This window comes from Dyella sp. 01N36 (assembly GCF_056399745.1).
In genome coordinates this window covers 1-14021 of record NZ_JBFTRY010000025.1, presented here as the reverse complement: position 1 = coordinate 14021, position 14021 = coordinate 1, and the positions used below count along the sequence as shown (strand labels likewise).

The 14021-nt window shown below is 63.6% G+C and carries 14 protein-coding genes; 8 read left to right on the top strand and 6 right to left on the bottom strand.

Going from position 1 to position 14021, the window contains the following annotated elements; genetic code table 11:
- Position 1: 1 nt before the first annotated feature.
- The 4 genes from AC1DMG_RS07825 to AC1DMG_RS07810 are packed head-to-tail and all read right to left on the bottom strand — an operon-like array spanning position 2 to position 3193.
- On the bottom strand, positions 2-736 hold the full coding sequence (locus AC1DMG_RS07825; protein WP_441605531.1) for an ABC transporter ATP-binding protein: 735 nt from the start codon (positions 734-736) through the stop codon (positions 2-4).
- On the bottom strand, positions 733-2310 hold the full coding sequence (locus AC1DMG_RS07820; RefSeq protein ID WP_441605532.1) for an alpha/beta hydrolase: 1578 nt from the start codon (positions 2308-2310) through the stop codon (positions 733-735). The genes AC1DMG_RS07825 and AC1DMG_RS07820 overlap by 4 nt, the downstream gene beginning before the upstream one ends.
- 13 nt (positions 2311-2323) lie before the next feature.
- Positions 2324-2557, bottom strand: coding sequence for a helix-turn-helix transcriptional regulator (locus tag AC1DMG_RS07815; RefSeq protein ID WP_441605533.1), 234 nt, complete (start codon positions 2555-2557; stop codon positions 2324-2326).
- 30 nt (positions 2558-2587) lie between these two features.
- Positions 2588-3193: a hypothetical protein gene (locus AC1DMG_RS07810; protein WP_477180369.1), complete on the bottom strand. Its 606-nt coding sequence runs from the start codon at positions 3191-3193 to the stop codon at positions 2588-2590.
- A gap of 441 nt (positions 3194-3634) precedes the next feature.
- Here AC1DMG_RS07810 and AC1DMG_RS07805 point away from each other — a divergent pair, with 441 nt between their 5' ends.
- The 5 genes from AC1DMG_RS07805 to AC1DMG_RS07785 all read left to right on the top strand — a co-directional run bounded on the left by AC1DMG_RS07805 (position 3635) and on the right by AC1DMG_RS07785 (position 9813).
- Positions 3635-4168, top strand: a complete 534-nt coding sequence (locus AC1DMG_RS07805; protein WP_477180368.1) for a fimbrial protein — start codon at positions 3635-3637, stop codon at positions 4166-4168.
- Positions 4169-4253: 85 nt separating this feature from the next.
- Positions 4254-4997 (top strand): fimbrial biogenesis chaperone, encoded by a 744-nt coding sequence (locus tag AC1DMG_RS07800; RefSeq protein WP_477180367.1) that lies wholly within the window; start codon positions 4254-4256, stop codon positions 4995-4997.
- Positions 4994-7768, top strand: coding sequence for a fimbria/pilus outer membrane usher protein (locus tag AC1DMG_RS07795; RefSeq protein WP_441605537.1), 2775 nt, complete (start codon positions 4994-4996; stop codon positions 7766-7768). Before AC1DMG_RS07800 ends, AC1DMG_RS07795 begins: the two co-directional genes overlap by 4 nt.
- Positions 7765-8721: a fimbrial protein gene (locus AC1DMG_RS07790; RefSeq protein WP_441605538.1), complete on the top strand. Its 957-nt coding sequence runs from the start codon at positions 7765-7767 to the stop codon at positions 8719-8721. The genes AC1DMG_RS07795 and AC1DMG_RS07790 overlap by 4 nt, the downstream gene beginning before the upstream one ends.
- 78 nt (positions 8722-8799) lie before the next feature.
- Positions 8800-9813 (top strand): fimbrial protein, encoded by a 1014-nt coding sequence (locus AC1DMG_RS07785; RefSeq protein WP_441611468.1) that lies wholly within the window; start codon positions 8800-8802, stop codon positions 9811-9813.
- Between the two features lie 48 nt (positions 9814-9861).
- Here the strand turns inward: AC1DMG_RS07785 and AC1DMG_RS07780 are convergent, their stop codons facing one another.
- Positions 9862-10242 (bottom strand): hypothetical protein, encoded by a 381-nt coding sequence (locus tag AC1DMG_RS07780; RefSeq protein ID WP_441605540.1) that lies wholly within the window; start codon positions 10240-10242, stop codon positions 9862-9864.
- Positions 10243-10502: 260 nt separating this feature from the next.
- A complete protein-coding gene (locus tag AC1DMG_RS07775) occupies positions 10503-11246 on the bottom strand; it encodes an FAD-binding oxidoreductase (RefSeq protein WP_441605541.1) in 744 nt (247 codons plus the stop codon).
- A 92-nt stretch (positions 11247-11338) separates the two neighbouring features.
- Between AC1DMG_RS07775 and AC1DMG_RS07770 the strand changes: the two genes are divergently transcribed.
- From AC1DMG_RS07770 to rluF, 3 genes are all read left to right on the top strand, one after another.
- Complete coding sequence (locus AC1DMG_RS07770; protein WP_441605542.1) at positions 11339-12292, top strand: ABC transporter ATP-binding protein; 954 nt, start codon at positions 11339-11341, stop codon at positions 12290-12292.
- Positions 12289-13062, top strand: coding sequence for an ABC transporter permease (locus AC1DMG_RS07765; protein ID WP_441605543.1), 774 nt, complete (start codon positions 12289-12291; stop codon positions 13060-13062). The genes AC1DMG_RS07770 and AC1DMG_RS07765 overlap by 4 nt, the downstream gene beginning before the upstream one ends.
- Positions 13063-13175: 113 nt before the next feature.
- Entirely contained in the window at positions 13176-13895 is a 720-nt protein-coding gene (rluF, locus tag AC1DMG_RS07760) for a 23S rRNA pseudouridine(2604) synthase RluF (RefSeq protein WP_441605544.1), read from the top strand.
- The last annotated feature ends 126 nt before the right edge of the window (positions 13896-14021 follow it).

Genomic DNA, 14021 nt, shown 5'->3' with positions numbered 1-14021 from the left:
TTCATGCGGCGAGGCCCTCTTCGCTGCCGATGATCTTCACGAAGGCATCCTCGAGGTTAGCCTCGCCTGTCTGGTCGCGCAGCGCAGCCGGCGATTCGTCCGCCACGACGCGGCCGTTGGCGATGACCACGATGCGATCGCACAGCGCCGCCACCTCCTGCATGATGTGACTGGAGAACAGCACGCAGCGCCCCTCGCTTTTCAGCTGCTGCATGAACTGCCGCAGCGCTCGCGTGGCCATCACATCCAGGCCATTGGTCGGTTCATCGAGAATGACATTGCGCGGATCGTGGATCAGCGCGCGCCCGATCGCCGTCTTCACACGCTGGCCCTGGGAGAATCCTTCGGTACGGCGATCGGCGAAGTCGCTCATTTCCAACGCCTTCACCAGCGCCTCGCGGCGACTGACGATCAAGTCCTCGGGCAGACCGTGCAAGCGAGCGAAATAATCGATGTTTTCGCGCGCACTGAGGCGCTTGTACAGTCCGCGTGCATCCGGCAGCACGCCCAGCTGGCGTCGCACGGCAAGCGCGTCGCTGGCGGCATCGATGCCGTCCACCAGCACCTGGCCGCGATCGGGCTTCATCAGCGTATACAGCATGCGCAGCGTGGTGGTCTTGCCTGCACCGTTGGGACCGAGCAGGCCGGTGATCTCGCCATCGCGAGCCTTGAAGCTGACGCCATCCACCGCTTTGACGGTGCCGAACGCCTTGTGTAAATCCTTTACCTCGATCATGGCGTCGCTCCGTTGAAGTCGATGAAGGTCGGCGTGGGATGCATCCGCTCCAGACAGGTGGTGTCCAGTACCTTGGGCTTGAGGTCTTCGATGAAGTGCTTGACGATCTGCGGCGCGCAGCCCGCGTTGATCACGTTGTGACCCTGGCCGGCGAGCACGAGGTGGCGCGAGTTGGGCAGGTTCTTGGCCACCTCGTCGCCGTAGCGCGGCGGCGTGACCGGATCGAACTGGCCGGAGAACAGCAGCACCGGCGTATCGGTTTTCAGCGGCTCGTGGAAATCGGCCGGCCGCGAACCCTTGGGCCACACCGAACAGGTGTTGCGCAGCGTATCGACCATGCGCGTGCCCAGGATGCTGTGCGCATCCTCTTCGCGCGGCGTCAGCAGATCGGCATCCTCACTGCAGATCACCGCGAGCTGCATGCCGCCGTTCATGGTGTCGGAAAGATCGCCCGACAGCAGCTTGGCCTGCCCCAGCAGCGGGCCGACGTCGCCATGCGCCGCGGCATCGATGGAAAGCGGCAGCAGTGCGGCCGTGAGCGGTGAATAGGCGAACATGCGCACGACGCTGGCCAGCGAGTATTCGCTGAGGGTGCGCTGCACGCTCTGATAGGTTTGCGGATCGCGGAAGCTCACCTTGTGCGGATTGGCGCGCAGCGCGTCGCGCAGCTGGAACAGCGTCTGGTACGGATCGTTGAAACGCTTGCGGCAGGCCTCGTTGGCCGTGCACTGCGCGAACTGCGCCTTGAGCGCATCGTCGAGGTTGCGGGCAAAGTCTTCGCCGAGCACCAGTTCGTTCGGCACCACGCCATCGAGCACCAGGCTGCGCACGGCCTGGGGATAACGCATGGCGTACTGCTGCGCCATGCGCGTGCCGTAGGACACGCCGACCAGATCAAAGGTCGGCGAACCCAGCGCCTTGCGCACGTCTTCCAGATCCTGTGCGGCGATGGTGGTGGTGTAGTAGCGAGGATCTGCCTTGCCGTCGAGCTGCTTGAGGCAACGTTCGGTTTCCTGCTTCTGCCGCTCAGGACTGGCGTCGACATCTTCGGAGCCGCCTTCCGTGCCCTCGCCTTCATCCTTGCAGGTGAGCGGATTGGAGCCGCCGGTGCCACGCTGATCGAGCAGCGCCACATGGCGATGCGCGAGCAGCGGCTGCAGGGCCGTCGACACGCCCGGCCACGATTCCGTGGCCGCCTGTCCCGGCCCGCCCGCCAGCATCACCAGCATGTCCTTGCTGGCGACCTGTGCACTGCTGCGGATCACCGCGAGCTTGAGGTGGATCTTGCGGCTGTTCGGATCGTCGCGATTCTCGGGCACTTCGAACGGTACGCACCACGCGGCAGTGGAAAGCCCGCTGTTGGGCTCCCCCAGCTCGCACGGCGTGAGCGTGAGCGAGCCCAGCGTCCACGTCTGCGGTTTAGCGGCTTTGGCGGGCGCCTGGGTTGTGTCGGCGGAAGCGGCGGTGTCTTGCGCGCCTGCACTCGCCTGCGGATGAAATTGCTTCCAGCCCAGTATCGCCAGTGCGATGACCACGATGCCTAGGCGAAAGGCGGTTCGTCCTTTGCTTGCCATGGGTGTACTCCCCTCACTCCATTGGATGTCGCGAAATCGCCGGTAGCGTCACCGGCGGTTCCGGTTCGAAGATCGATTCGATGGAAAGGCCAAACAGCCGCGCAATCTTGAAGGCCAGCGGCAGACTTGGATCGTACTTGCCTGTCTCGATCGCGTTCACCGTCTGGCGCGATACATCCAGACGATCGGCCAGGTCGGCCTGCGACCAGGCGTGCTCGCCGCGCAGTTCACGGATACGGTTATTCACGGTACGCCCACCAGGGCACGACGATTCCGGTTAGTCATCGGGCAGCCCACGCGTGCGCCAGCGCGCCATGCCCAGCAGCAGCCCGAGCACCGCCGACGCGCCCGCCATGCCGCACAACAGCCCGATGCGGAAGCTGTCCCAGTCATGTCGCCATGCGTAAAGCGCTGCCACGCCCGTGATCAGGGCGAGCAGCAACAGACGACCGGCCGGCGCGAGGCCSCTCTCGCCTGTGCAGGCCGCGTCATGCCCATAGGCGCGCGCCACGTACCAGCGAGTGATTCCGTAGCTGGCCATCATCAGTGGAAAGACCCAGATCAGCACCGAACCATCCAGCGGCAGCACCTGCGCAATCGACAGGAAGCCACCCAACAAGCTCAGCGCCGCGGTTACCCCGGTCGCCACGCCCAAGGCGATCAGATGGGTGCGCTGCTCCAGCTCATCGCTGTCGCGGATAAGCCGGGCCAGCTGGGCCAGCACGTAGAACATGGGAAGCAGCGGCGCCAGCGCGAGCAGGATCTTCAGGGGCAGGCTGCCGACCGTATGGACGATCGGCCAGACGGACAGCATGAACACCGTATAGAGGGTGATCGCGAACAGCGTGCGCCGCTGGTATTGCCGATAGGTGAGGCGAGACATAGAGGCCCTGAGTCCAGTGTCAAGCTGACTTGACACAGGCTACGTCCAGCCCCTGAGGCGTGTCAAGCACGCTTTACACAGAGGCCTGTATCGGCCGGCCCGGCGCAAAACTTAACGGTCCTGGCCATCGGACATCTCCGAAAATGTGACCCAATTTGCACATTGAGCTGCCCATAGCGTCGGATGTGACCCAGCTCGACTCACAAAATTCGTCACTTGCATTTAACAACTACATCTCACTTTCGGCAGATTGCGGGGTTTTTAGCGTCTCGCTGTCGTTGGCACGGGGGTTGCTTTGAGGGCGGTAAGCGAACTGGAAGACCGACCCGAGGGGTGGGGGCCAGAAGCCTAAAAGGCGCTGCGGGGGGCGATGTCCCATTTGGTCCGAAAGCGCATGACTCGTTGCTTGCTCAAAAACTTACGTCAATCAAAGGACATCGTATGAAGAAGATTCTGGTTTCCGCCGCTCTGGCCGCCATCCTCGGCACCGCTGCCTTCTCGGCCTCGGCCGTCGACGGCACCATCACCATCAGCGGCAACATCAACGCCTCGACCTGCAAGATCAACGGCGCCAACAGCCCGGCCGCGATCGCCGTGACCCTGCCGACCGTGTCGACCACCTCGCTGAATGCCGCAGCCGCTGTTGCCGGCCGCACCCCGTTCTCCATCGCCCTGACCGGCTGCGGTTCGCTGACGAAGGCCACCACCTTCTTCGAGCCGGGTCCGACCGTGATGGGCGACGGCAACCTGAAGAACGCCACCGGCACCGCCACCGGCGTTGAAGTGCAGCTGCTCAATGGCGCTGATTTCTCGGCCATCGCGCTGAACAGCGCTTCGGGCGCACAGAACTCGACCCAGGCCACGCTGACCGGCGGCGCCGGCACGCTGAACTACTACGCCCAGTACTACGCCACCGCCGCTGCGGGTGCCGGTACGGTCGCCACCAGCGTCCWGTTCACGATGCTTTACCAGTAAGTCGCAACACGCGCCGGAGCCACCTGGCTCCGGCGCACTCCCGCTGACAACATCAGCGGCCCTGATCCCACTGAGGTAATTCCCGATGAGGAAGTTAGTCTGCGCAATCGGCGCGGGCCTGATGGCCCTGTGTCTCAGCGCTCCCCAGGCCCAGGCCAATGTGTTGATCGGCGGCACCCGCGTGGTGTTCCCCGCGAAGGACGGCGAAGTCACCGTCCGTCTGACCAACGACAACGACCACCCCGTGCTGGTGGAATCCTGGATCGACCGCGGCGACGTGCATTCCACGCCCGAGTCAGTCGATGTGCCGTTCCTGATCACCCCTCCTCTGTTCCGCATGGAGCCGAAGAAGGAACAGAGCCTGCGCGTTGTCTTCACCCATGAGCAGCTGCCGGCTGACCGGGAATCGCTGTTCTGGCTCAACGTGCTCGAAGTGCCGCCCAAGCCCACCGGCCCGCAAGCGGAAGGCCAGAATCTTCTGCAGCTGGCGCTGCGTTCGCGTCTGAAGCTTTTMTACCGTCCGACCGGCCTGCAGGGCGACCCGCTCAAGGCACCGGGCGCGCTTACCTGGAAGATCGTGGCCGACGGCAAGGGCTTTGCGCTTGAAGCGCACAACCCCACGCCCTACCACGTAACGATCTCCGAACTGTCCGTCGCCAGTGGCGGTAACAACGTCGGTGCCGAAATCGGCATGGTCGCTCCGCTGTCGGACCTGCGCCTGCCGCTGCATGGCAACAGTCAGAAGCCGGCGGCCGGTAGTGTCGTGTCGTTCTCGGCCATCAATGATTACGGCGCAGCCGACAGCTACAAGAGCACGGTGTCGCCGTGATTCATCTGCGCGCCTGCCATAGCCACCGCACGAGCACCAACGGCCTCGCCGTCGGCGCCCGCGTGGTGCTGAGCGTGGCTATCGCCGGCGTGCTATTTGGCCTGAGTGCTTCTTCCCATGCGGCTGCCGCCGCAGCCGCCTCCGGTGCCGATGCATCGGCAGCGATCGATGCGAACTTCGATCGCAGCCTGCTCTCCGGCGCCGGCAGCAACACGAACGACCTCTCGCGCTTCGAGCGCGGCAACGTGGTGATGCCTGGCGTGTATCGCACGGATATCTTCGTCAACAACGCCTGGATGGGCCGCGCCGACGTGCGCTTCGCTTCGCCCTCGGCGGATGCGCCGGCCATCGCATGCCTGACCAAGGCCATGTTCGAGCAGTTCGGTCTGCCGATGCAGAAGCTCAGCGCCGAACAGCAGGCGAAGCTGGCCAACGACGCGGGCAGCTGCGTGGCAATCGGCGACCTGATTCCCGCCGCCACGATGAATTTCGATCAGCCGAACCTGCGACTGGACGTGAGCATCCCGCAAGCCTGGCTGGGTACCCGCGCGCGCGGCTACGTCAGCCCCGAGAACTGGGACCGTGGCGTCAACGCCGCCCTGCTCAACTACAACTTCAACAGCTACCGCAATCACAGCAACGGCGTCACGCAGACCTCGTCGTTCCTGGGCCTCAATGCGGGTCTGAATCTGGCTGGCTGGCAGTTGCGCAACGATTCCACGGTGGTGATGCAGTCGGGCGGTGCCGCGGGCACGCCCTCGACCACGCACTGGCAGAACATTGATACCTACGTGCGCCGTGACATTCCTTCCATGCGCTCGCAGCTGACCATCGGCGATTCCTACACGAGTGGCGATCTGTTCGACGCGGTGAGTATCCGCGGTGTCCAGCTGACCACCGACGACCGCATGCTGCCCGATTCTCTGCGTGGCTACGCACCGACGGTGCGCGGCGTGGCCGAAACCAATGCCAAGGTAACCGTTCGCCAGAACGGCATCGTGCTGTACGAAACCACGGTGGCACCGGGCCCGTTCACCATCAGCGACCTGTACGCCACCGGTTACGGCGGCGACCTGGCCGTGACCGTGACCGAAGCGGATGGGCGTGTGCGTTCGTTCGCCGTGCCATACGCCTCGGTGCCGCAGTTGCTGCGTCCGGGCGTGATGCGCTTCTCCGTCGCCGCGGGCGAACTGCACGACGCTTCGATTCACGCACATCCGGCGCTGGTAGAGGCCACCCTGCAGCGCGGCATCACCAACATGCTCACCGGCTACGCGGGCGTGGTCGGCACGAATGGCTACGGCGCGGTGCAGATCGGCACCGCACTCAATACCAAGTACGGTGCACTGGCGCTCGACCTGACCGACGCACGCACGGAGATCCCGGGCCAGTCCACGCAGAACGGCCAGAGCGTGCGCCTGAGCTACAGCAAGATGCTGCCGGACACGAACACCTCGCTGACGGTTGCCACCTACCGCTACTCCACCAGCGGATACCTTGGCCTGCGCGACGCGATGACCATGCGCGACATCGCCAACGGTTATCGCTACGTCGACCCGTCCACGCAGACCACGATCGACGGTGTCACCACGACCAACCTGCTCACGCCGGACCAGATCCGCGCGCTGCAGGGCAACCAGGGCAACTTCAGCACCTACACCAGCCAGCTCGATCGCCAGCGCAGCCGTTTCGACATCAGCTTGAACCAGCGCCTGGGCGACCACGGCGGCACGATCTATGTCACCGGCTCGGCCATTGACTACTGGAACCGCAACGGCACGGATGTGCAGTTCCAGGCCGGCTACAACAATACGTTCCGCCGCCTGAGCTACACGATCTCCGCCACGCGTACCCGCGATGCGTTCTCGCGCATGAGCAACCAGATCTTCGCCAGCTTCACGCTGCCGCTCGGCAACAGCGTGCATGCACCGAACTTCGGCGCCAACCTCACCCACGACAGCACGGGCCATACGCTGGACCAGGCGACGATCAACGGGACCCTGGGCGTGGACAACCAGTTCAGCTACGGCGCCACGGCCTCGCACGACAACGGCCAGGGCGACGGTGGCAGCGGTGGCAATGCCGGTACGGTCTACGCGGGTTACCGCAGCCCCTATGCACAGTTCAACGGAAGCGTGGGTGCAGGCAACGGCTATTCGCAGGCGTCGCTTGGCGTGTCCGGCGCCGTCGTTGTTCACCCCGGCGGCGTCACCTTCGGCCTGCCGATGGGCGACACGGTAGCCGTTGTCGAAGCCAAGGATGCCGCCGGTGCGCGCGTGCTCAACTCCTCCGGCGTCCGCATCGACCGCTTCGGCTATGCACTAGTGCCGTACATGACGCCTTACGGCCTCAACACGGTGCAGATCGATCCGAAGGGCCTCCCGCTGAACGTGCAGCTGGAAGCCACCAGCGCCCAGGTTGCTCCGCACGCCGGCGCGGTGGTGATGCTCAAGTTCAAGACGGAAAACGGCCGCACGGTGCTGCTGCGCATCCGCCAGTCGGACGGCAAGGCCATCCCGTTTGGCGCCGACATTGTCGATGAAAAGAACCAGCCCATCGGCGTGGTAGGCCAGGGCGGTCGCGCGCTGGTGCGCGGTGCGAAGGACGAAGGCCGCCTCAACGTGCAGTGGAAGCTCGATGACAGCTCACCGATCAGCTGCGGCTTCTCTTATCACCTCAAGCCATTCGACAAGAAGAGCGCCAAGATGGACGGCCTGGAAACGATCGACGCCACCTGCTCGCCCATCGCTTCCAGTGGAAACGCGTCATGAGCCAACTTCGTTCCGCATTGACCCTCCTGGTTCTGCTGTCACTCGCGTTTCTGCCGATGACGTCGTTCGCCTCGTGCACGCTGACGGGCAACAAGGAACTGGTCAACATGACGCTTCCGGCCACGATCATCCTTGATCCCAGTGCCCCGGTAGGCACGGTGCTGGCCACCTCGCCCGCGGTCGACCCCAGTCCCAAGACCTCCTCGGTCGACTGCGGAAGCACAACGACAATCGGCGTGATCAATCTTCTCCCCGGCGGTCAGCCCAACGGCAGCTCGACGATCTATCCGACGGGTGTCGCTGGCGTGGGTTATCGCATCCTGCACCCCGACTCCAGCAAGTTCCTGCCCCCGTGGGGTTTCGACACCATCGCCTCGGGCACGTACGCGTTGTCGGTGCAGTCGGCCATCCAGTTGGTCAAGACCGCCCCTATCACCGCCGGGTCCACGCTCAACGCCGGAACGGTTGGCTTCTGGCAGTACCAGGGGTCACGCAACACTTTGCGCGTAGAGGACTTCGTCCTGGCCAACAACGTGAAGTTCGTGGCGCCCACATGCACGGTCACCACGCCGAGCATCTCGGTAACGCTGCCCACCGTCTCCAATACCGCGTTCAACGTGGCTGGAGCCACAGCCGGCGCCACTGCGTTCAATATCGGACTGAGCTGCTCCAGTGCCGCGTCTGGCCAGGACATCGCCATCCAGTTCGACACGAACAAACAGCCGAACGGAACCACTGGCGTAATCACACCGACTGGTACGGCGAAAAACGTCGGCGTGCAACTCGTTGACAGCAAGTTCAATCCCATCACCTTCGGCGCCGCTGCCGATGCCGGCACGACACCTACCGGCGCCCTCAACCTAACCTATTACGCGCGCTACTACGCCGTCACGACGGGCGTCACCGCCGGCACGGTGAATGCCACGGCCACTTTCACAATCAGCTATCCATAATTCGGTCGCAGGGGAAATCCTTCGATGCGCTAATAATGCGCGTCACGGAGGTGTTCTGATTTCCTGGAGGTTTGCGACATGTCGCCGTTACATCATGACCGGGGCCGGTTTGCGCATCGCGCCGTTTGGCTGCTGCTTGTGCTGCCCTGCCTCGGCTTCATGCCGAGGTATGCCGCGGCGGCGACCTGCTCGGCCAGTCCGGCCGGCGCAGCGCTCAGCGTTGCCGGCGTGACGGTCACCACGGGCACGCCCGTGGGCACGAAACTCGGTACGCCCGGTACCATCGGCATCACCTTCACTTGCAGTGGCCTGGCGACCTCGGACACGGCCACCATCCAGGTCGGCAACCTTGCGCCGCGCGATGCTTCCGATCCTCCGGCCGGTGGCGGCATCAGTTTCGCAACCAACGTTCCCGGCATCGCGCTCGTACTGACGGCGTCGCCAGTGCAGGCGTCAGACAACAGTTGCCTGCGTTGCGGCCCCGGATCCACGCCGGGTTGGGAGGCGGCCTCGATGACGAAGGCCCAGAACTCCACCACGGTGACGCTGACCGGACAATTCATGAAGACGGGGGCCGTGACAGCAGGCACGGTGTCGTCGATCCAGCTCGCGCAGTTCTGGTGGTACATCTACGGATCGACGAACAGCGTGGGGCCACTGTCGACGCTCACGCTCAACTCCGCGGCGATCGCCGTGCAAGCCTGCTCGGTCAATACCGATTCCACAAATCTCACGGTGACGCTGCCCACGGTAAGCACGCAGGCGCTGAAAACCAACGGCGCGGTTGCGGGTCGTACACCGTTCAAGATCAACCTGACGTGCCAGTCGGGCGCGAACGTATCGATCACCATGATCCCGTCCACGGCCGGCGTTGCCACGGGCACCATCGCCAATTCGGGTACAGCCGCCAACGTCAACGTGCAGTTGCTGGACGGTACGTTCAACCCGGTGACGTTCAATACCTCTAAGTCGCTGGGCGCGGCGCCAAACGGTACGTTGTCGTTGCCCTACTACGCGCAGTATTACGCGACGGGCGCTGTGGGCGCAGGCAGTGTGAAAGCCACGGCCACTTTCACCATGACATATCAATAGCGATGGCGCGCAATTGGCACTCAAGCGGTGCGGGTTGCCGCCGATAAATCAATCGTACGCTTGAGTGACCAAGTTCATGCGAGCGTCCGCATGGCCAGACGCTTTCACATAACCGGAAAAGTACCCGATCAGACGATCGGCGCTCAGGGAAGACGACTCCAGCGGCTCCACCGTCAACGTATAGGACGAGGGAAAAGCATGCGAGGCAGTGCCGGGCAAACCATCGCCACCGCATTCGAGTCGTCGACGCGATGTCGCCGCCTGTTGCGCTGGCAACATCGCGGTCATGCTCTCGCTGCTGGCGGCACAGGTGGGCGCCACCACGGCTCCGGAGAACGTGATCGTTCCCCCATCGGCGTGGGCCACCGGCACACCCAATGACACGGCGACAACGCAACCCATCCAGGTCTTGCGAATCCAGCCCTTCATAATCGCCCCTTCCCGTACCCCCTTTTTGGGGATACCTGATGGGATCTATCGGCGTGGGCCCCTTGCGCTTGATATCGAAAACCCGCGCAGGTCTTCGCAACGTGAACTGCGTCACGCTTTTGGCGGGTGTCGGGAAGGCGACCCGTGGAACGGCGGATTGGGCAGTGGCGAAGGGCGTCGCCGGGCTGATCCGGTTAGCGGCCGGTCTCAGCCGAACTTGAGCGTCTTGTTGGGCAACGGTTTAGGATCGGTTGCGCGACTTAACGTGAGGAGACGTACTTCTCGCGGCGGATATGCGCCACCGGCAGGCCGAAATCCTTCAGGGCGGTAAACGCCGCATCGACCATGTTCGGGTTGCCGCAAAGATAGGCGATGTCCCGCTCGGCGCTGGGCGCCAGCTCGGCCAGCACCTGCTGCACGTGGCCGGGGCGATCGTTCGGACGCGGCACCTCGCGGGGCTGGCGGCTCAGGCAGCCATGGAAGGTGAAGCCGGGGTTAGCCTGGGCAAAGGCCTCGAACTCCTCGCCGTACAGCAGCTCGGTTTCGTTGCGCGCGCCGTACAGCAGCACCACCTCGCGGCCCTGCTTCACCAGCTCGGTGATCTTGGGCAGCATGGCGCGATACGGCGTCACACCGGTACCGGTGGCCAGCAGCAGATAACGGCCATTGCTGTCGTTCGGCTGCAGGCAGAAGCGGCCGTAGGGGCCGCTGGCGCTGATTTCGCCGCCGATCGGCAGCTCGCCCAGCAACTTGGTGGCGGCGCCGCCTTCCACATAGCTCACGGCAATTTCGATGCGCTGCACCGGCGAGGAGCCATCGCCCACCGTACCCACCGAATAGCTGCGCTTGGTGGCGCTGCCATCGTCGTAATTGAAGTGGATCTGCAGGAATTGCCCCGGCGTGAAGGCCAGCGGCTGGCCGTCAGCGCGCTCGAAAGCCATGTGCCTGACGGTGGGCGCCAGCATGGTGCTGTCGACGAGACGGAGCTGAAAATGATCTGCCATGGGGTTTTCCGGGAAACAGTGCGTGCGTCGGCCGAGGCCGGGCGAGAGAGCAAGCCACGTATAATAGAAGGCTGGCCCCTTCGGTGCAGCCCATGTCCCCCTCTTCAACACCCGCGCTGGTAGTCGAAAACCTGCGCAAGACCTATAACAACGGCGTCGAAGCCCTCAAAGGCATCAGTCTCACGGTTCAGCCCGGCGATTTCTTCGCCCTGCTCGGCCCCAACGGCGCCGGCAAATCCACCCTGATCGGCATCCTGTCCTCGCTGGTGAACGCCACCGACGGCGACGCCAAGGTGTTCGGCGTCTCGGTCAACAAGCAGCGCGGCAAGGCCATGCAGCTGATTGGCCTGGTGCCGCAGGAAATCAACTTCAACCAGTTCGAGAAGCCCTTCGACATCTGCGTGAACGAGGCCGGCTTCTACGGCATCCCGCGCAAGGTCGCGATGGAGCGCGCCGAGAAGTACCTCAAGGAACTGCGCCTGTGGGACAAGGCCCACCATCAGGCACGCATGCTCTCCGGCGGCATGAAGCGTCGCCTGATGATCGCCCGCGCGATGATGAACGAGCCCAAGCTGCTCATCCTCGACGAACCGACCGCCGGCGTGGATATCGAGATCCGCCGTTCGATGTGGCAGTTCGTCAGTGGCATCAATGCCGCCGGCACCACGGTGATCCTCACCACGCATTACCTTGAAGAAGCGGAAACGCTCTGCCGCAACATCGCCATCATCGACCACGGCACCATCATCGAGAACACCTCGATGAAGCGCCTGCTGTCCTCGCTGGATGTGGAAACCTTCGTGCTCGACGTGAGCGACGCGCCGACCGACCTGCCCAACATCCCCGGCATCACCCTGCGCCGCGTCGACGACCACACGGTAGAGGCGGAAATGTCCCGCTCGCATGATCTCAACTCGCTGTTCGCGGGCCTGAGCGAGCGCGGCATGACGGTGACCTCGATGCGCAACAAGACCAATCGTCTGGAAGAACTGTTCGTGCGACTCGTCGAGAACGGCCGAAAAGACACCACGGAGAAGGCCGCATGAACGGCACGGGCAACCTCGTTGCACTCAACACCATCGTCCGACGCGAAATCGTGCGCATCATGCGCATCTGGACGCAGACGCTGATTCCGCCTGCGATCACGATGACGCTGTACTTCGTCATCTTCGGCAAGCTGATCGGCAGCCGCATCGGCCAGATGCACGGCTTCACGTACATGCAGTACATCGTGCCCGGCCTGGTCATGATGAGCATCATCACCAATAGCTACGGCAATATCTCCAGCTCGTTCTTCGGCGCCAAGTTCAGCCGCGCCGTGGAAGAAATGCTGGTGTCGCCCATGCCCAACTGGGTGATCCTGCTGGGCTACGTCACCGGCGCAGTCACCCGCGGCCTGGTCGTCGGCGCGCTGGTCTTGCTGATTGCGCTGTTCTTCACCGACCTGCACGTGGCACATCCCGTCATTACCTTCCTCTCGGTGCTGCTCGGTGCCACGGTGTTTTCGCTGGCAGGCTTCGTCAATGCGGTATTCGCCAAGAAATTCGACGACATCGCCCTGGTACCCACCTTCGTGCTCACCCCGCTCACCTATCTCGGCGGCGTGTTCTATTCGGTGGACCTGCTGGGCGAACCGTGGCGCAGCATCTCGATGGTCAACCCGATCCTCTACATGGTGAACGCCTTCCGCTTCGGCGTACTCGGCGTGAGCGACGTGCAGATCGGCGTGGCGTTCGCGGTGATGCTGGTGTTTGTGGTTGGCCTCGCGGCTGTTGCGCTGCACCTGCTCAAGCGCGGCATCGGCCTGCGTTCGTAATAGCGAAAACCTTGTAGGAGCGCACTTGTGCGCGACCGCAGAGTTGCGATGCACCGCTTCGCCTGGTTGTCGCGCACAAGTGCGCTCCTACAAAAGGAACCAAAGATCCATCCATGCGCGTCAACAAATACATCAGCGAAGCCGGCATCTGCTCCCGCCGCGAGGCGGACGAGCTGCTGCTGGCCGGCCGCGTCACCATCAACGGTGAAGTCGTCAGCACCGGCGCCAAGGCGCTGGAAGGCGACGAAGTGTGCGTGGACGGCGAGATCGTCAAGGCACGCGTGCTGGCAGCGACGCCGGCAGCCAAGCGCGCCGTCTACATCGCCCTGAACAAACCGGTCGGCGTCACCTGCACCACCGACCAGACGGTGAAAGACAACATCGTCGATTTCGTCGACCACAAAGAACGCATCTTCCCGATCGGCCGACTCGACAAGGATTCCGAAGGCCTGATCCTGCTCACCAGCAACGGCGATATCGTCAACGAAATCCTGCGCGCGGAGAACAACCACGAGAAGGAATACCTCGTGGCCGTAAACAAGCCCATCACCGACGAATTCCTCAAAGGCATGGCGCGCGGCGTACGCATCCACGGCCAGATGACCAAGCCATGCAAGGTGCGCAAGATCGCCAAGTTCGGCTTCGGCATCATTCTCACGCAGGGATTGAACCGGCAGATTCGTTTGATGGCTGCGGAGTTTGGCTATCGCGTGACCCAGTTACGGCGCGTGCGCGTGATCAACGTGAAGCTTGGGCACCTGAAGGTGGGCCAGTGGCGCAACCTGACCGAGATGGAGCTCAAAGGCTTGTTGCCAGGGCGGACGCAGTGGTGAGCTYGTTACACCGCAGCGCGGCGAGGATTTAAAGAAGAACTCGCTGCGCGCCGGCTTCGAAGCTCACCCTTTGTCGTGCCGGCTCGTCTGTGGGAGCGCACCCTGTGCGCGACAGCGACGCTGGGG

Bases quoted from the DNA above. Each gene is read 5' to 3' on its own strand.
- AC1DMG_RS07820 (WP_441605532.1), bottom strand. From the start codon at position 2,310: ATGGCAAGCAAAGGACGAACCGCCTTTCGCCTAGGCATCGTGGTCATC.
- AC1DMG_RS07770 (WP_441605542.1), top strand. From the start codon at position 11,339: ATGTCCCCCTCTTCAACACCCGCGCTGGTAGTCGAAAACCTGCGCAAG.
- AC1DMG_RS07790 (WP_441605538.1), top strand. From the start codon at position 7,765: ATGAGCCAACTTCGTTCCGCATTGACCCTCCTGGTTCTGCTGTCACTC.
- AC1DMG_RS07825 (WP_441605531.1), bottom strand. From the start codon at position 736: ATGATCGAGGTAAAGGATTTACACAAGGCGTTCGGCACCGTCAAAGCG.
- rluF (WP_441605544.1), top strand. From the start codon at position 13,176: ATGCGCGTCAACAAATACATCAGCGAAGCCGGCATCTGCTCCCGCCGC.
- AC1DMG_RS07775 (WP_441605541.1), bottom strand. From the start codon at position 11,246: ATGGCAGATCATTTTCAGCTCCGTCTCGTCGACAGCACCATGCTGGCG.
- AC1DMG_RS07765 (WP_441605543.1), top strand. From the start codon at position 12,289: ATGAACGGCACGGGCAACCTCGTTGCACTCAACACCATCGTCCGACGC.
- AC1DMG_RS07780 (WP_441605540.1), bottom strand. From the start codon at position 10,242: ATGAAGGGCTGGATTCGCAAGACCTGGATGGGTTGCGTTGTCGCCGTG.
- AC1DMG_RS07785 (WP_441611468.1), top strand. From the start codon at position 8,800: ATGTCGCCGTTACATCATGACCGGGGCCGGTTTGCGCATCGCGCCGTT.